A 16,470-nucleotide genomic window follows, 5' to 3' on the forward strand; every position below is an offset into this window, starting at 1 on the left:
GCTTGTGCGCTAAATTGCGCCCTTGCCAAACCCGGAGGTGGCCATGAGCGAACCCGTCGAGCCCTGCGAAGCCCTCAAGCTGGATAACCAACTGTGTTTCGCCCTGTATTCCACCTCGCTGCTGATGACCAAGGTCTACAAGCCCCTGCTGCAGGAGCTGGGCCTCACCTACCCGCAGTACCTGGCCATGCTGGTGCTCTGGGAGGGCGATGGCATCACCGTCGGCGAGATCAGCGCCCGCTTGCTCACCGACCCCGGCTCCCTCACTCCCCTGCTCAAGCGCCTGGAGGCCGAAGGCCTGATCACCCGCACCCGCAGCAGCGCCGACGAGCGCGTGGTCGAGCTGCGCCTGACCGACAAGGGCCGCGCCCTGCATCGGGAGGCCCAGCGCATCCCCGGCTGCATCCTCGCTGCCAGCGAGATGCCCCTGGGCGACCTCGGCACGCTGAAGGAGGAACTCGTCGCCCTGCGCCAGAACCTGCAGAAGGCGCTCTGAGCGAAACGGCAGAAACGAAAAAGCCCGGCAATGCCGGGCTTTTTTGTCACTCGCAGTTCAGGCTCAGGCCTTGACGCGGGACTTGTACTCGCCGGTGCGGGTATCGATCTCGATGGAATCACCGATTTCGCAGAAGGCGGAAACCTGCAGCTCAGCACCGTTGTGCAGGCGGGCAGTCTTCATCACCTTGCCGGAGGTGTCGCCACGGACGGACGGCTCGGTGTAGGCGATCTGGCGAACGATGGTGGTCGGCAGTTCAACGGAGATCACGCGGTCGTTGTAGAAAACGGCTTCGCAAACGTCGGTCATGCCGTCTTCGATGAAGGTCATGACGCCTTCCAGATCGGCTTTCTCGATCTCGTACTGGTTGAACTCGGTGTCCATGAACACGTACAGCGGGTCGGCGAAGTAGGAGTAGGTCACTTCCTTGCGTTCAAGGATGATCGGCTCCAGCTTGTCGTCGGCCTTGAACACGGTCTCGGTACCGGCGCCGGTCAGCAGGTTCTTCAGCTTCATCTTGACGACGGCGCTGTTGCGGCCGGACTTGTTGAATTCGGCCTTTTGGATGACCCAGGGAGCGCCATTGATGTTGGCGACTTGGCCGGCGCGGAACTCTTGAGCGGTTTTCATACGAATATCCGATTTGGATGGGTGACTAAAAACAGGCCGCGTATCATATCCAATTTGTATAAAAATGCACCATCCCTGCGGCCAGGTCCTGCCGTGAGCCCTGCAGACCGCACCAGCGCTGGGCCCAGACCTGCAGCTCGGCCTCGTGGCGGACCAGCGCACGCCATTCCTCGCCCATGTCGCCTCCCCGGTTCCAGGCCAGCCAGCTACCACGCAATGCCTGCGCCGCCTCGCTCGACAACCCCTCGCCATACAGCGCCAGGAAGGCTTCCAGCTTCTCCAGGTGGGCGTCCTCGGCCTGCTGGTAGATGTGCCACAGTAGCGGACGCCCCGCCCATTGCGCCCGCACGAAGGAATCCTCGCCGCGCACGGCGTTGAAGTCGCAGCACCACAGCAGGCGGTCATAGTCGTCCTGGGGCACGAAGGGCAGCACCACCAGCGACAGGTTGCCGCGCTGCAGCCGATCCCCCGCCACCAGCCCGTCCTGCCCCGCCCAGGCCGCCAGGTCACCGAGGATGCGCCCCTCCGGCACCAGCAGGCAGGTCGGCCGGGCATCCTCTGCCAGGGCCTGCAGCCAGCTCGCCAGCGCCGAGTTCTCGTAAGCGAACAGCGAGACCAGCCGCGCACCGGCTTCGCGCACCACGCCCAGGGAGGCCAGGAAGGCGTCTTGTGCCACCCGGTCCGCCTGCCAGGCCTCGCGCCGCGCCAGCAGGTCGGCCTCGCGCAGCAGGCCACCGGTGTCGGCACGGAACCCGGGGAAGAAGAAGAACTTGCTCAGCCCATTGGCCTGCAGCGACGGCAGCCCGTGGCAGCCGCCGACCCAGTCCTCGGCGCTCAGGTACTCCAGGTTCAACCACAGCGGCGGCCGCTCACGGGCCTGCATGGCCACCACGTAGGCCGCCGGCAGTTCGCAGGCGAAGGCCTCGATCACCCCATCGGCCGGCTCTACCTCGGGCCATTCACGGTACCAGCGGCACACCTCCACCCCGGCACAGACCTGCCGGTCAACCAGGGGATCAGCCGCCGGATGCAGGCGCTGGAAGGCTGCCGGCTCGTCCACCCACAGGCGCACCGCCGCCCCGTGCTCGGCCACCAGTTGGCGGGCCAGGCGCCAGGTCACGCCGATGTCGCCGTAGTTGTCCACCACGCTGCAGAAGATGTCCCAGTTCACCGCATCACCCCGGCCTTGAAGAGGCGCGCAGTTTACTCCGAGGCCCATGCAAAAAACGCAGGGGGCTTGCCCGGGGCGGCGCAAAACCGGCAACCCCACCCTGAAACCAGGCTCAGCATGCCCCCGTCCCTGCCCCCATTCCTGAGTCCAGGCGAACCCAACGGATGCCCACCGAGCCGTGCGGCCAGTCGCCGGTGGCCCGCCGCTGAAAGGCCAGGCCGCGCACGGGCCTGGCACAGCCGAGCAAGGCGACCATGAAACCCGGTGGCGGCCACTCGAAGCCCGATCCCGTCCGCTTCCCTGAGCGACTGCGGACCCGGTGCCGCTGCGTTCCGCTAAGCTGTGCCGCGCACTCCCCCCACAAGGAACCCGCATGAACCTGTCGCTTCTCAGCCGCTATGCGTTCTTCGCCTTCTGCGTGCTCTTCACCCTGGTCAGCCTGCCCTTCATCCAGCACGAGTGGCTGTGGCCGCTGACCCTGCTCACCGCCCTGCTCAGCCTGCTGGGCATCGTCGACCTGCTGCAGGACCGCCACGCCGTGCGGCGCAACTACCCGATCCTGGGCAACATCCGCTACCTGGTGGAAGGCATCCGCCCGGAGATTCGCCAGTACCTGCTGGAGGGTGACAGCGAACAACTGCCCTTCTCCCGCGCCCAGCGCTCGCTGGTCTACGCCCGCGCCAAGAACGAGGGCGCCGACAAGCCCTTCGGCACGCTGATCGACGTGTACCAGGCCGGTTTCGAATTCATCGGCCACTCCATGCGCCCTGCGCCGCTGAGCGACCCGTCCAGTTTCCGCGTGGTGATCGGCGGCCCGCAGTGCAAGCACCCCTACTCCGCCTCGGTGTTCAACATCTCCGCCATGAGCTTCGGCTCCCTCAGCGCCAACGCCATCCGCGCGCTCAACCAGGGTGCCCGGCGCGGCAACTTCTACCACGACACCGGCGAGGGCAGCATCAGCCCCTATCACCGCGAGCACGGCGGCGACCTGGTGTGGGAACTGGGCAGTGGCTACTTCGGCTGCCGCACCGCCACCGGCCAGTTCGACCCGGAGCGCTTCGCCGCCCAGGCCGCCAGCCCGCAGGTGCGGATGATCGAAATCAAGCTCAGCCAGGGTGCCAAGCCCGGCCACGGCGGCATCCTGCCCAAGCACAAGGTCACTGAGGAAATCGCCCTCACCCGCGGCGTGCCCATAGGCGAGGACTGCATCTCCCCGTCCCGCCACAGCGCCTTCTCCACCCCCATCGAGATGCTGCAGTTCATCGAACGCCTGCGAGAGCTCTCCGGTGGCAAGCCGGTGGGCTTCAAGCTGTGCATCGGCCACCCCTGGGAGTTCATGGGCATCGCCAAGGCCATGCTGGAGACCGGCATCCTGCCTGACTTCATCGTCGTCGACGGCACCGAAGGCGGCACTGGCGCAGCGCCCCTGGAATTCACCGACCACATCGGCGTGCCGCTGCGCGAAGGGCTGCTGTTCGTGCACAACGTGCTGGTGGGGCTGAACCTGCGGGACAAGATCCGCCTGGGCGCCAGCGGCAAGATCGTCAGCGCCTTCGACATCGCCAGCGTGCTGGCCATCGGCGCCGACTGGGCCAACTCCGCACGGGGCTTCATGTTCGCCATCGGCTGCATCCAGAGCCAGAGCTGCCACACCAACAAATGCCCCACCGGCGTGGCCACCCAGGACCCACTGCGCCAGCGCGCCCTGGTGGTGCCGGACAAGGCCGAGCGGGTGTTCAACTTCCACCGCAACACCCTCAAGGCCCTGGCCGAGATGCTCGCCGCCGCCGGCCTGGAGCACCCCTCCCAGCTCGAACCGCGCCACCTGGTACGGCGCGTGTCCGACCGTGAGATCCGCCTGTTCTCGCAGCTCCACGTCTTTCTCAAACCGGGCGACCTGCTGCGGGACGACCTCGAAGCCGACTTCTATGCGCGCATGTGGGCCATGGCCCGCACCGACAGCTTCGAGGCGGCCTGCGGCTGGTGAGCCCGGCCTAGGCAGGCCGCACCGAGCACAGCCGCACCGAATCGGCCAGCACATCGATGGCGCGCGAGCGAGAGAAGCTCGCGCGCCAGGCGATGGCCACCTGGCGGAACGGCGCCGGCGGGGCGAAAGGCCGGATCGCCAGGTTGCCCGTGGCATGGCCATCCAGCGCCGAGTTCATCGAACTCGACCCGCAGCGACCGCACGAAAAGTGCCTGCGTCTCGTGGTGCCAGGCGTAAACAGCCACACCAACCAGCCCTAGGAATGCTTCGCCAAATGGATAGCGCGCAGCGACGTGAACTCCGGCGAAACCTTCGATGCCTTCGCTCTCGACAGGATCGACATGAACCATGTCCTGTTCTTCGCCCCCAACATGGGCGAGTGGGAACTCATCGATGAGACACAGGCATCGATCCGTATCTGGTGGAAGGACTTCTGGGCAGGCAAGGGGTCCGAATTCGAAGGCCTGGTCAGCTACAAGAAGCCGTATCACAAGGGCGGTCGCGCTCCCTGGCAGTACAGGGTCATGACGCGTGGAACCGTTGAGGCCGCCCCATGACGCCTTCGAGGATGGGCGCCCCGCCTGGTGGCATGCCGGAGCAGTCCATGACTGACCACCATGACGCGCCAGCGGAAAGCCTCGCGCTACTGATCTGGCGCGGGTACGGCGAGGAGTAATATCGCCGGCTCATCCTGCTGGACGAACTGGGGCCGGTGCTGCAGTTCCTCGCCCGGGACGCCGATTGGCAGCAGGCGAACATCGGCTGCTGCGCCGACTGCAACCTCGGGCCCTATCACCTCGAATACCTCCACGCCTGCGTCAACGGCGTCCCGCCGCACCTTCTGCCCCTGGCGCATGTGCACCTGCAGGCGCTGATGGCCGCCTGCGAGGCCCTGATCCACGAGGCCTACGTCAATCTGGTAGGCAACCACTTCGAGCACCCGCAATGGGCGCCGCTGCGCACAGCGGCGCAGGAGGCCCTGGCACTGCTGGACTGGCACGAGTTCGAAGCACACATGCCGGCGCTGTTGGAGGACTGCCGCGCGGCCATGGAGAGGTGGCGGCCCTAGCGCCTCTCAAACCTCCCCGTTCGGCCCACGGGAAACCGAGCAGAGCCTGACCGAGTCGGCCAGCACGTCGATCGCACGGGGACGCGGGAAGCTCGCGCGCCAGGCGATGGCCACCTGGCGGAACGGCACCGGCGCGCTGAAATGGCGGATGGCCACGCTGCCCGGCGAATAGTGGTGGCCGGAGACCGCCGAGTGCGGCAGCACGGAGACGCCGAGGCCGGAGGCGACCATGTGGCGGATGGTTTCCAGGGAGCTGGATTCCACGCTTGCTCGCTGGGTGGCCGGGCACACCTCCAGCACGCGCTCGCGGAAGCAATGCCCCTCGCCGAGGATCAGCAGTTCGGCATCCTCCAGCGCATCCGCCGACAGGCGCTGCTCCGCCGCCAGGGGGTGGTCGGCGGGCAGCAGCACGCACAGGGCTTCGTCGTAGAGCACCTTGGTCAGCACGTCGGGTTCGGTGAACGGCAAGGCGACGATGATGGCGTCCAGCTCGCCCTCCCGCAGCCGTTCGCGCAGCACGTGGGTGAAGTTCTCCTCGATGTACAGCGGCATCTGCGGCGCCACGGTGTGCAACTGGGGGATCAGGTGCGGGAACAGATAGGGCCCGATGGTGTAGATGGCGCCGACCCGCAGCGGCGAGGACAACTGGTTGCGTCCGGCGTGGGCCATCTCCAGCACCGCGTTGGCTTCGGCCAGCACCTTCTGCGCCTGCTCGATGATGCTCTCGCCGATGGGCGTGAGGTAGACGGCGCCCTTGCTGCGCTCGAAGAGCAGCACGCCGAGATAGTCCTCCAGTCGCTTCATGCCCACCGAGAGGGTGGGCTGGCTGACGTGGCAGCGCTCGGCGGCGCGGCCGAAGTGTTGTTCCTGCGCCAGGGCAACGGCGTAACGCAATTCGGTCAGGGTCATCGGTCTTCCTGTGTGCGGGCCGCCATGGCGGCCTCCTGTGAATCCGGGTTGCGACTTGTACCCGGAAACTCTAGGGAGGCGGCGCGCGTAGGACCCTTGATATTTCCTAATCGCCAGGCTGACGAAATCCTATTATCCAAACCCTTCCGCGCTCCCTATGGTTCAGACCGCAACACCCGAACCAGAGACATCAGGAGACGCAAATGTCCAGATTTCAACGCACCGCACCTGGCCTGCTGGCGGCGGCATGCCTGTTCAATCTTTCCATGGCCGTGGGCGCCCCGCTGACCCGCGACAACGGCGCCCCCGTGGGTGACAACCAGAATTCTCAGACAGCCGGCCCCAACGGCTCCGTGCTGCTGCAGGACGTGCAACTGATCCAGAAACTGCAGCGCTTCGACCGCGAACGCATCCCCGAGCGCGTGGTGCATGCCCGTGGCACCGGCGCCCACGGTGAGTTCACCGCCACGGCGGACCTCGCCGACCTGACCGTCGCCAAGCTGTTCCGCAACGGTGAGCGCACCCCCGTGTTCGTGCGCTTCTCCTCGGTGGTGCACGGCAACCACTCGCCGGAAACCCTGCGTGACCCGCGCGGCTTCGCCACCAAGTTCTACACCGCCGACGGCAACTGGGACCTGGTGGGCAACAACTTCCCCACCTTCTTCATCCGCGACGCCATCAAGTTCCCGGACATGGTCCACGCCTTCAAGCCGGACCCGCGCACCAACCTGGACGACGACTCGCGCCGCTTCGACTTCTTCTCCCACCACCCCGAGGCCATCCGCACCCTCACCCTGCTCTACTCCAACGAGGGCACCCCGGCCGGCTACCGCTTCATGGACGGCAACGGCGTGCACGCCTACAAGCTGGTCAACGCCAAGGGCGAGGTCAGCTACGTGAAGTTCCACTGGAAGAGCCTGCAGGGCATCCGCAACCTCGACCCGAAGGAAGTGGAGGCCGTCCAGGGCAAGGACTACAGCCACATGACAAATGACCTGGTGAACGCCATCGCCAAGGGCGACTACCCGAAGTGGGACCTCTACGTGCAGGTGCTCAAGCCCGAGGACCTGGCGCGCTTCGAGTTCGACCCGCTGGACGCCACCAAGGTCTGGCCTGACGTGCCGGAGCGCAAGGTCGGCCAGATGGTGCTGAACCGCAACGTCGACAACTTCTTCCAGGAGACCGAGCAGGTGGCCATGGCACCGTCCAACCTGGTGCCCGGCATCGAGCCCTCCGAAGACCGCCTGCTGCAGGGCCGCGTGTTCGCCTACGCCGACACCCAGCTCTACCGCGTCGGCGCCAACGGCCTGTCGCTGCCGGTCAACCGCCCGAAGGTCCCGGTCAACAACGGCAACCAGGACGGCGCGATGAACGCCGGCCACAGCCTGAGCGGCGTGAACTACCAGCCGAGCCGCCTGGAACCGCGTGAAGAGACGACTGCCGCCCGCTACGTGGAAACCCCGCTGCAAGGCACCACCCAGCAGCGCCGCATCCAGCGCGAGCAGAACTTCAAGCAGGCCGGTGACCTGTACCGCTCCTACAGCCGCAAGGAGAAGCAGGACCTGGTGAACAGCTTCGGCCAGTCCCTGGCCGGCACCGACAGCGAGAGCAAGCACATCATGCTGTCCTTCCTCTACAAGGCCGATGCCGACTACGGCACCCGCGTCACCCAGGTGGCCGGTGGCGACCTGGCCAAGGTGAAGGCCCTGGCCGCGAAACTCTCCGACTGACCCAACCGCCGGCCCGCTTCATGCGGGCCGGCCCCTGGAGTCCGCGATGTACTGCCGTACTTCTTCCTTGTATTGCAACGCTCCAAGGTCGTTCAGCCAACCTCTTCCTTTGATGGAAGAGCGGGCAGGCCTTGAGCGCACACCGGGCTCACGCCTGGTCGTGAAGCTGAGGCAGGGAAGCTGCCCCTTCAGGAGGCCGAGTGCAGTCGTTGTGCAGGGGAGCGAGCGGCATGGATGCCGCGAGAGGCGCGCCAGGCCATGGATGGCCCATCGCGCCGCCCCCCCGAAGCAACGATGGAGCGAGGGGAGTCCCGCGAAGCGGGACCCGGATGCAGGGGCGAGCCTTTTTGGTTTCTTTTTTGTGGGCGGCATTCCGACGATTGAAAAAAGAAACTCGCCTGGCAAGGCGAAACAGGAGACATCAGCAGAACTCGATAACCAACTTGCCTTCCCAACACGGTACTGGGACATAGCCCGATGAAAACCCTACTCTGCACCCTGCTGCTGGCCAGCAGCCTGGCGGTCGCCGCGCAACCGGACGAGGCCGCCATCAAGGCCCAATTGGCCGACTACTTCTTCGAGGCCGCGCGCAACGGCCGCACCGACATGCTCACCACCTTCATCGAGGCCGGCTACGACCTCGACACCCAGGACGCCAAGGGCTACAGCGCCCTGATCCTCGCCGCCTACCACGGCCACACCGAGGCCGTGGACACCCTGCTGGCCGCCGGCGCCAACCCCTGCCTGCAGGACCAGCGCGGCAACACTGCCCTGATGGGCGCCATCTTCAAGGCCGAACTGGGCATCGCCCGGCGTCTGATGCAGGCCGACTGCCCCACCGACCAGCGCAACGCCGCCGGGCAGACTGCCGCCATGTACGCCGCCCTGTTCCAGCGCACCGAGCTGCTGGAGGCCCTGCGCCGCAAGGGCGCGGACCTGGACCTCAAGGACGCCATGGGCAACGACGCCCACAGCCTCGCCAGCGGCGAGATCCGCACCCGCTGACGCCCTCCCCTCCCTAATGCCACGCGCCCGGCCCTGTGCCGGGCGTTTGCGCAGGGCCGTAAAAGTCGCAAAAAATACTTACATGAAAGATTCATAAAATCTTTCATGTAAGGAATTGCGCAACCGCCCGGACCGGCGTAATGTTCGCTCCGTTGCACTTGAGGAGGAGCGAAATGCCTCGCAAGAAGACCACGGACACCAGCGAACGGAAGGCTACTTCGCCCAAGGGCAAGACTTCTGCCGACTACGTCCGCGATATGAGGAACCGACTTCGCGATGCGGGTTTGGTGAAGCGCGAATTCTGGATCCTTCCCGAAAACGTGAACGCCCTCAAAGGCATCGAGAGAGCGTTACGGCAGCCCTTTTTGGGTGACCGAGTCAAACTGGAGGACTACATGACCGAGAACAGCAACTGGACCCTCAGCTCGCTTCACAGCGCCCTGGCCGAACTGGAACTGGTGACCGCGGGTGAAATCCTGCTGAGCGTCGCCGAAGGCGAGCAGGCCGGCCTGAAGCTGACCATGACCGATTACGGCGACCTGCCGATCTACCTGGCGGTACAAGGCGACCACATCATGGTCGACGCCACCCTGGTGCCGGTCAGCGACGTTAAGGACCCGCACTATTTCAACGCCCTGGTACTGCGTACCCGCGACCTGTTCCCGCTGTCCTCGGTCGGGGTCGAAGTGATCGACGGACAGGAGGTGTACTCCATGTTCGGTGCCCTCAGCGCCGCCTCGTCGCTGACCGTCATCGTGCAGGAGGTCTTCACCCTGGCCGAGAACGTGATCCGCGCCGTCGAAGCCTTCGAAGACCACTTCAAGGCCTGACCGAATTCCCCTGTAGGAGAAGCCCCATGAGCATCTGGAAAAAAATCATCACCGCCGTACGTGGCGGTGCCTCGGAAGTCGGCGAAGCCATCGTCGATGCCAACGCCATCCGCATCCTCGAGCAGGAAATGCGTGACGCCGACAAGGCCGTGCTGCAGGCCCGCAACGGCCTGGTGGACATCAAGGCCAAGCAGAAGCTGTCCCAGCAGCGCCTGGAGAGCCTGGGCAACGACATCGCCAACTGGGAAGGCAAGGCCACCGCCGCGCTGAACAAGGGCGAGGAAAGCCTGGCCCTGGAGTGCGCCAACAAGATCGCCGAACTGGAAGCCCAGCGTGACCAGGAGAGGAACCAGGCCGAGCAGTTCGGCAAGCAGGCCGACATGCTGCATGCCCAGGTCAACAAGGCCGAAGGCCAACTGAAGAGCCTGAAGCAGCAGATCGAGATGGCCAAGGCCCGCGAAGTGGTGCAGCGCGCCCGCGTCGCGACCGCCGAAGCCACCGGTGGCGCCAACGGCAAGGTGGAGTCCGCCCTGGACAGCCTCAACCGCCTGCGCCAGCGTCAGGACGAGCAGGACGCCCGCCTGGCCGCCGCCGACGAGATGCATACCGCTGCCAACGGTGGCGACCTGGAGCGTCGCCTGCAGGAAGCCGGCATCGGCGCCCAGAGCGGCAGCGCCGCCGACGTGCTGGCCCGCCTGAAGGCCAAGCAGTCCCCGGACAGCGCCCAGTAACACCCCTGCGGGGCGGGCAGTCGCCCGCCCCGCTCCTCTTTCGCATGGAGTTCGGGACGCCACCATGGAGTCCGGCAAGCGCATCCGCGTCATCCTCGCCCTGGCGGCCATCATGGTCGTCATCCAGATCGTCAATAGCGTCACCGGCGATAGTCTTGTGCGCCATGGCATCATTCCCCGCAGCATTTATGGCCTGCAGGGTGTAATCTTCGCCCCGTTTCTGCACGGATCTTTCCGTCACCTGTTGTGTAACCTGGCTCCCTTCATCGTTCTCAGCTGGCTGGTCAGCACCGAAGGCCTGGGCCGCTACCTGCGCGTCGCGCTGCTGGTGACCCTGCTCGGCGGCGCTCTGGTGTGGGCGTTCGGGCGAACCAGCGTGCACGTCGGCGCCAGCGGACTGATCTTCGGCCTCTGGACCTACCTGCTGGCACGGGCCTGGTTCCAGCGCAGCTTCGCCAGCCTGCTGGTGGCCCTGGTGGCCCTGGGTGGCTACAGCGGCCTGGTGTTCGGCTTCATCCCGGTACCGGGTGTGTCGGTGGAGTCCCACATCGCCGGCGCCCTCGCCGGTGTGCTGGTGGCCTGGCTGATGCACTCGAAACGGCTGGACGTGCAAGGAAACTGAAACGGCGCGCCGGGATGATCTCCCGGCCCCGAATGGACAGATTGTTGGAGCGGATGCCATGTCCCTGATCCTGCTGTTGCGGTACCACACCTCGGCCTTCTTCCAGCGTTTCGGCTGGGCCGGCATCGGCATGCTGCTGGCCGGGCACTACTGCGTTTCCTACCTGTTGCTGACCCTGGCAGGTGAAGAACACCTGACCCAGGGCGTCGACTTCACCTACTTCTACCTGACCACTGCCACCACCGTGGGCTACGGCGACCTCTCGCCGAAGACCGCGCCCGGCAAGCTGATCACCACCCTGTGGATCATGCTCGGCGGCATCGCCCTGCTGACCACCGTGATCGGCAAGGCATCCACCACCGTCGGCGAACTCTGGAGAAAGAACATGAAGGGACTGGGCGACTACTCGACCCTCAAGGACCACACCGTGCTGATCGGCTGGGAAGGCGAAGCCAGCGAGCGCATCGTCGAGCTGCTCTACCAGGACGTGACCACCCGCGACGACAACCTGGTGATCTGCGACGCCCTGCTCGAAGAGAACCCGCTGCCCGGCCGCGCCTCCTTCGTCCGTGGCGACTCCCTCGACACCCCCTCGCTGCTGCGCCGCGCCGGCGTCGAAGGGGCCGAACGCATCCTCGTGCACACCCGCTCCGACAGCCTGACCCTGGCCATCGTCCTCACCCTCAAGGCCATCGGCACCCGCGGCCACGTGGTCGCGCACTTCAACGACTCCGAGCGCGCCGCCCTCGCCCGCCGCTACGCCCCGGAGCTGGAGTGCACCTCCAACATGGCCATCGAGATGCTGGTGCGCGCCTCCCAGGACCCGGGCTCCAGCGCCGTGGTCACCGAGCTGCTGTGCGTCGGCGAAGGTGCCACCCAGTACCGCCACGTGTTGCCGGCCAGCCTGCGCACCACCTGCGGTGAGCTGTACATCCGCCTGCGCCAGGAGCACGGCGCTACGCTGATCGGCTACCGCGCACCGGGCGCCGCCCAGTTCGCCATCAACCCCGCCAACGAACTGATCGTCGACGGCGGCGAGATCTTCTACATCGCCACTGATCGCCTGCAAGGAGATGCCCTGTGAGCACCCTCAAGCGCTGGCTCGGCCTGGAGCCGCCCCTGCCCCGCAACACCGGCACCCGCCACGCCAGCGACAGCCAGCCCCTGGGCCTGGCCGCCGGACGCATGCTGTGCCTGGACCCTTCGCTGAAGGCCCTGCTGGACGGCCAGACCGGGGTCGAGATCCCCGGCGACGAAAAGGTCTGGGCCGTTGGCACCCTGGAGCTGGGCCAGTCCACCCGCATCAAGCGCTTCTACCTGGACGACGAGGACTACTTCCTCCAGGTGCTGATGAATGGCCCGGACGACAGCGACATCGAATCCATCATCCTCTTCGGTTACCACCAGGTGACCGCCATCAACAGCCGTGACGAGCTGATGCGCCTGGCCGGCCCCAACGCCCGCATCGGCATGCCCCTGTACGAGCTGGAGGGCGAGGAATACGTCCGCCAATGGGGCAGCGAGGACGGCCAGACCGAGCTGGTGCCCCTGCGCGAGTTCGTCGTCAGCCCCGAAGCCAGTTATGGCGTCGAGCACCACAGCATGCTCTACGCCCGCGAGATCGGCTTGCTCAACCGGAGGGAGTTCCTGCTCTTCTCGGTGGAGGAAGACGAAGACGGCGTCATCAGCCTCACCACTGCGGTGGGCGTGACACTGCAAATCACCGACATCAACGTTCTCTGACCAAGGAAGACCCACATGCTCGACGCCCTGCGCATGTCCCTCAACGCCCCTGCCGTACTCGGCTTCGCCGTGTACATCCTGGTGGCGGCCGCCCTGTTCGCGCTGTTCCAGTTCATCTACACCCGCATCACCCCGCACAAGGAATTCGCCCTGATCCGCGAAGGCAACAGCGCCGCCGCCGTCGCCCTGGGTGGCTCCCTGGTGGGCTTCGCCCTGCCGGCCAGCAACATCATCGCCTACAGCGTCAGCGTGCTGGACTTCGTGGTCTGGGTGGTGATCGCCGCCATCGTCCAACTGCTGGCCTTCTTCGTCGCCAGCCTGGTGCTCAAGGACCTGCCGGGGCGCATCGCCCGTGGCGAGCACGCCGCTGCCATCTACTCCGCCTCGGTGGCCATCAGCATCGGCTTCCTCAACTCCGCCTGCATGACCCCCTCGACCTGAGACGGCGACGCGAGGACACACCGATGAGAAAGCGCAACTCCGTACAGCTGGTCCTGGCCGGCACCCTGCCGCTGGCCATCGCCGGCTGCAGCCAGCCCCAGGACACGGTTCAGGTCACCGCCACCAAGACCTTCAAGAACGTGCAGGCCTGCGTCGCCGAAAAGTTCCCCGTGGACGTCTGCTCCGATGCCTACATGACCGCCATGGCCGACCACCGTTCCATCGCCCCCACCTACGACAACAAGGACGCCTGCGACGCCGACTTCGTGCCCGGCTACTGCCAGCCCACCTCGGACGGCAAGTTCATGCCGCGCCTGGCCGGTTTCGAGCTGTCCATGACCAACCAGGTCAGCCGTGCCGCCTACGAGCAGGCCGAGCAACAGGTGGTGCAGAGCACCGGCCACAGCGACAACGGCCTGCTCACCGGCCTGCTGATCGGCCACATGATGGGCAACAGCGGCAACCGCTACTATTCCCAGCCGATCTACCAGTACCGCGACAGCCGGGGTGGCTATGCCACCTCGACCCTGTCCCGGCAGATCGAGCAGGGCAAGACCTTCAGCCGCTCCACCCAGGCGCGCAGCAGCCCCTCCTCCACCTACACCCAGCAGACCCTGGGCAAGAGCCTGAGCAGCAAGACCGGCAGCACCGGCTCGGCGGTGGGTTCCACCATCTCCCGTGGCGGTTTCGGCAGCGAAGCCAACGCACGTGGCGGCTGGGGTGGCAAAAGCAGCGGTTTCGGCGGCTAAGGACAGGCCATGCACAAGATCAGCATCGAAGAACGCCCCGACTGGCGTGAGCGCGTAGAGCGCGAAGGCTTCGCCTTCCACACCATCGACGGCGAGCGTTACTGGGACGAAAGCGGCTACTACCGCTTCACCCGCGCACAGGTCACAAAGGACATCGAGCAGCCCACCCGCGAGCTGCACCAGATGTGCCTGGACGTGGTCGAGCGCGTGGTGGAGAGCGAAGAGCTGCTCAGCGGCCTGGCGATTCCGCCGGCGTTCTTCGATCTGGTCCGCACCTCCTGGAAGGAAGGCCACCCGCACCTCTACGGGCGCATGGACTTCAGCTACGACGGGCGCGGCCCGGCCAAGCTGCTGGAGATCAACGCCGACACCCCCACCTCCCTGCTGGAGTGCGCCTCGGTGCAACTGCTCTGGCTGGAGGACCAGATCCGCCGCGGCGTCCTGCCCGCCGAGGCCGATCAGTTCAACACCCTGGCCGAAGACCTGATCCGCGCCTTCGACACCTTCGCCAAGGACACCCCCTTCTACTTCTCCGCCATTGCCGGCTCGGTGGAAGACCGGGGCACCACCGACTTCCTCGGGCGCATGGCCGGGCTGGCGGGCATCGACGCCCGGCACATCGACATCGAAGACATCGGCCTCACCGCCGAAGGCCGCTTCGTCGACCTGCAGGGCAACTGGATTCCCCGGCTGTTCAAGCTGCACGCCTGGGAGCACATCTTCCGCGAGCCCTTCGGCGAAGCCGTGCCGCGCTGCGACACCCAGTTCGTCGAGCCCGCGTGGAAATCCATCATCAGCAACAAGGGCATCCTCCCGCTGCTGTGGAAGTTCAACGAGGGCCACCCCAACCTGCTGCCCAGCCACCTCGACGCCGACCCGCGCGCCCCGGTGCCCAAGGGCTGGGTACGCAAGCCGTTCTTCTCCCGCGAAGGCGCCAACATCGAGATCCGCACCGAAGGCGACGAACGCATCGCCGAAGACGGCCCCTACACCGACGCGCCCTACATCCTCCAGCAGTTCGCCCCGCTGCCGAAGTTCGGCGACAGCTACACCCTGATCGGCTCCTGGGTCATCGGCGACACCGCCTCGGGCATGGGCATCCGCGAGGACGACAGCCTGATCACCAAGGACACCAGCCGCTTCCTGCCCCACATCGTCCTCGACTGACCCCCCGCACCCACCGCTTCACCCCACCGCTCATCCACCTCGATTTCCACCGGCTGCCCACCTCGGGCAGCCGGCTGTCCTGTGCCGCCCAAAATCCTGTACAAACACTCGACAAATACAGCTTTTCTTGTACATTCACTCCATTGATGTACAACTTTTTACGGAGCCCACCATGAAATCGCGATTGGCCCTGCTCTTCTGCCTGCTGCTCAGCGCCTGCAGCCAGGTGGAAGTGGGCGACTACAAGGACGAGAACCCCACCCTGGACCTGCGCCGCTACTTCGTCGGCGGCGTGGACGCCTGGGGCATGTTCCAGGACCGCTCCGGCAAGGTGATCAAGCGTTTCCACGTCGACATCCAGGGCCGCGAGGAAGCCGGCCGGCTGATCCTCGACGAACGCTTCACCTACAGCGACGGCACCCGCCAGCAGCGGGTCTGGACCCTGCGCCCCGATGGCCCCAACCACTGGCGCGGCACCGCCCCGGACGTGGTCGGCGTGGCCGAGGGCGAAGTCGCCGGCAACGCCCTGCGCTGGCGCTACGTACTGGAGCTGCCGGTGGACGGCACCACCTACCACGTCAACTTCGACGACTGGATGTACCTGCTGGACGACCGCACCCTGGCCAACCGCTCCTTCATGACCAAGTTCGGCGTCGAGCTGGGCCAGGTCACCCTGTTCTTCCGCAAGCGGGACTGAACCAGCCATGACCCTGCCCAGTTTCCCCAACGGCTACCGCGCCCTGGTGATCGGCGCCAGCGGCGGCATCGGCAGCGCCCTGCTCGATGCCCTGACCGCCGACCCGCGCTGCGGCCTCGCCCTGGGCCTGGGCCGCAATGGCACGCCCCGGCTGGATCTCGCCGACGAGGCCAGCATCGAAGCCGCCGCCCGCACCGTGGAGGCCCTCGGGCCGTTCCAGGTGATCATCAACGCCGCCGGGCTGCTGCACACCGAGCAGTTCATGCCCGAGAAGAAACTGGGCGACCTGAACCACGCCCAGTTGCTGGCCACCTTCCAGGCCAACACCTTCGGCCCTGCCCTGGTGCTGCGTCATTTCAGCGGCCTGCTGGACCGCCGCCGCAGCGTCCTCGCGCTGCTCTCGGCCAAGGTCGGCAGCATCGGCGACAACCGCCTCGGCGGCTGGTACAGCTACCGCGCCTCCAAGGCCGCCCTGAACATGCTGGTGAAGACA

19 protein-coding genes and 1 pseudogene are annotated in these 16,470 nt (G+C 66.2%); 16 read left to right on the forward strand and 4 right to left on the reverse strand.

The genetic code is table 11. The features are described from left to right. Window positions 1-43: 43 nt before the first annotated feature. The gene (locus tag A7D27_RS19200) at window positions 44-496 is read left to right on the forward strand and encodes a MarR family winged helix-turn-helix transcriptional regulator (protein WP_069565777.1); all 453 of its coding nucleotides are present in this window, start codon (window positions 44-46) and stop codon (window positions 494-496) included. A gap of 63 nt (window positions 497-559) precedes the next feature. Here A7D27_RS19200 and efp read toward each other — a convergent pair whose 3' ends face one another. Both efp and earP read right to left on the reverse strand, forming a co-directional pair. Beyond that, window positions 560-1,126 carry an elongation factor P gene (gene efp / locus A7D27_RS19205; RefSeq protein ID WP_044399835.1) on the reverse strand — a complete coding sequence of 189 codons (567 nt, stop codon included), beginning with the start codon at window positions 1,124-1,126 and terminating at the stop codon, window positions 560-562. 43 nt (window positions 1,127-1,169) lie between these two features. Beyond that, complete coding sequence (gene earP / locus A7D27_RS19210; protein WP_256557189.1) at window positions 1,170-2,297, reverse strand: elongation factor P maturation arginine rhamnosyltransferase EarP; 1,128 nt, start codon at window positions 2,295-2,297, stop codon at window positions 1,170-1,172. A 373-nt stretch (window positions 2,298-2,670) separates the two neighbouring features. Between earP and A7D27_RS19215 the strand changes: the two genes are divergently transcribed. Continuing rightward, on the forward strand, window positions 2,671-4,284 hold the full coding sequence (locus A7D27_RS19215; protein ID WP_069565779.1) for an FMN-binding glutamate synthase family protein: 1,614 nt from the start codon (window positions 2,671-2,673) through the stop codon (window positions 4,282-4,284). Between the two features lie 7 nt (window positions 4,285-4,291). Here A7D27_RS19215 and A7D27_RS28010 read toward each other — a convergent pair. After that, window positions 4,292-4,456: pseudogene (locus tag A7D27_RS28010) on the reverse strand (hydrogen peroxide-inducible genes activator); the annotation flags it as partial. 121 nt (window positions 4,457-4,577) lie between these two features. On the opposite strand from A7D27_RS28010, the gene A7D27_RS19220 reads away from it, so the two are divergent. Together A7D27_RS19220 and A7D27_RS19225 are read left to right on the forward strand one after the other, a co-directional pair. Continuing rightward, window positions 4,578-4,841, forward strand: coding sequence for a hypothetical protein (locus A7D27_RS19220; protein ID WP_069565780.1), 264 nt, complete (start codon window positions 4,578-4,580; stop codon window positions 4,839-4,841). Between the two features lie 155 nt (window positions 4,842-4,996). Then, window positions 4,997-5,353 (forward strand): hypothetical protein, encoded by a 357-nt coding sequence (locus tag A7D27_RS19225; protein ID WP_240924350.1) that lies wholly within the window; start codon window positions 4,997-4,999, stop codon window positions 5,351-5,353. Between the two features lie 6 nt (window positions 5,354-5,359). Here A7D27_RS19225 and A7D27_RS19230 read toward each other — a convergent pair whose 3' ends face one another. Next, a complete protein-coding gene (locus A7D27_RS19230; protein WP_069560515.1) occupies window positions 5,360-6,262 on the reverse strand; it encodes a hydrogen peroxide-inducible genes activator in 903 nt (300 codons plus the stop codon). Between the two features lie 266 nt (window positions 6,263-6,528). Here A7D27_RS19230 and katB point away from each other — a divergent pair, with 266 nt between their 5' ends. The 12 genes from katB to A7D27_RS19290 all read left to right on the forward strand — a co-directional run. Next, on the forward strand, window positions 6,529-7,992 hold the full coding sequence (gene katB, locus A7D27_RS19235) for a catalase KatB (RefSeq protein ID WP_371850555.1): 1,464 nt from the start codon (window positions 6,529-6,531) through the stop codon (window positions 7,990-7,992). Window positions 7,993-8,469: 477 nt separating this feature from the next. Next, window positions 8,470-8,997: an ankyrin repeat domain-containing protein gene (locus A7D27_RS19240; protein WP_069560517.1), complete on the forward strand. Its 528-nt coding sequence runs from the start codon at window positions 8,470-8,472 to the stop codon at window positions 8,995-8,997. A gap of 173 nt (window positions 8,998-9,170) precedes the next feature. Beyond that, window positions 9,171-9,827: a YjfI family protein gene (locus A7D27_RS19245; RefSeq protein WP_069565781.1), complete on the forward strand. Its 657-nt coding sequence runs from the start codon at window positions 9,171-9,173 to the stop codon at window positions 9,825-9,827. A gap of 26 nt (window positions 9,828-9,853) precedes the next feature. Then, window positions 9,854-10,558, forward strand: a complete 705-nt coding sequence (locus A7D27_RS19250; RefSeq protein ID WP_069565782.1) for a PspA/IM30 family protein — start codon at window positions 9,854-9,856, stop codon at window positions 10,556-10,558. Between the two features lie 64 nt (window positions 10,559-10,622). After that, entirely contained in the window at window positions 10,623-11,180 is a 558-nt protein-coding gene (locus A7D27_RS19255) for a rhomboid family intramembrane serine protease (RefSeq protein WP_069560520.1), read from the forward strand. Window positions 11,181-11,238: 58 nt separating this feature from the next. Next, on the forward strand, window positions 11,239-12,264 hold the full coding sequence (locus A7D27_RS19260; protein ID WP_069565783.1) for an ion channel: 1,026 nt from the start codon (window positions 11,239-11,241) through the stop codon (window positions 12,262-12,264). Further along, a complete protein-coding gene (locus A7D27_RS19265) occupies window positions 12,261-12,923 on the forward strand; it encodes a DUF2491 family protein (RefSeq protein ID WP_069560522.1) in 663 nt (220 codons plus the stop codon). Before A7D27_RS19260 ends, A7D27_RS19265 begins: the two co-directional genes overlap by 4 nt. 15 nt (window positions 12,924-12,938) lie before the next feature. Beyond that, window positions 12,939-13,364, forward strand: a complete 426-nt coding sequence (locus A7D27_RS19270; protein ID WP_069560523.1) for a DUF350 domain-containing protein — start codon at window positions 12,939-12,941, stop codon at window positions 13,362-13,364. A gap of 23 nt (window positions 13,365-13,387) precedes the next feature. Further along, window positions 13,388-14,113, forward strand: coding sequence for a DUF1190 domain-containing protein (locus A7D27_RS19275; protein ID WP_069565784.1), 726 nt, complete (start codon window positions 13,388-13,390; stop codon window positions 14,111-14,113). Between the two features lie 9 nt (window positions 14,114-14,122). Next, complete coding sequence (locus A7D27_RS19280) at window positions 14,123-15,280, forward strand: glutathionylspermidine synthase family protein (RefSeq protein WP_069560525.1); 1,158 nt, start codon at window positions 14,123-14,125, stop codon at window positions 15,278-15,280. Between the two features lie 172 nt (window positions 15,281-15,452). After that, a complete protein-coding gene (locus A7D27_RS19285) occupies window positions 15,453-15,977 on the forward strand; it encodes a DUF3833 domain-containing protein (RefSeq protein ID WP_069560526.1) in 525 nt (174 codons plus the stop codon). 7 nt (window positions 15,978-15,984) lie between these two features. Further along, on the forward strand, window positions 15,985-16,470 hold a 486-nt coding region (locus tag A7D27_RS19290), incomplete at its 3' end, for an SDR family NAD(P)-dependent oxidoreductase (protein ID WP_069565785.1).

Origin of the sequence: Pseudomonas sp. 1D4 (assembly GCF_001728925.1) — a bacterium.
GTDB lineage: Bacteria > Pseudomonadota > Gammaproteobacteria > Pseudomonadales > Pseudomonadaceae > Metapseudomonas > Metapseudomonas otitidis.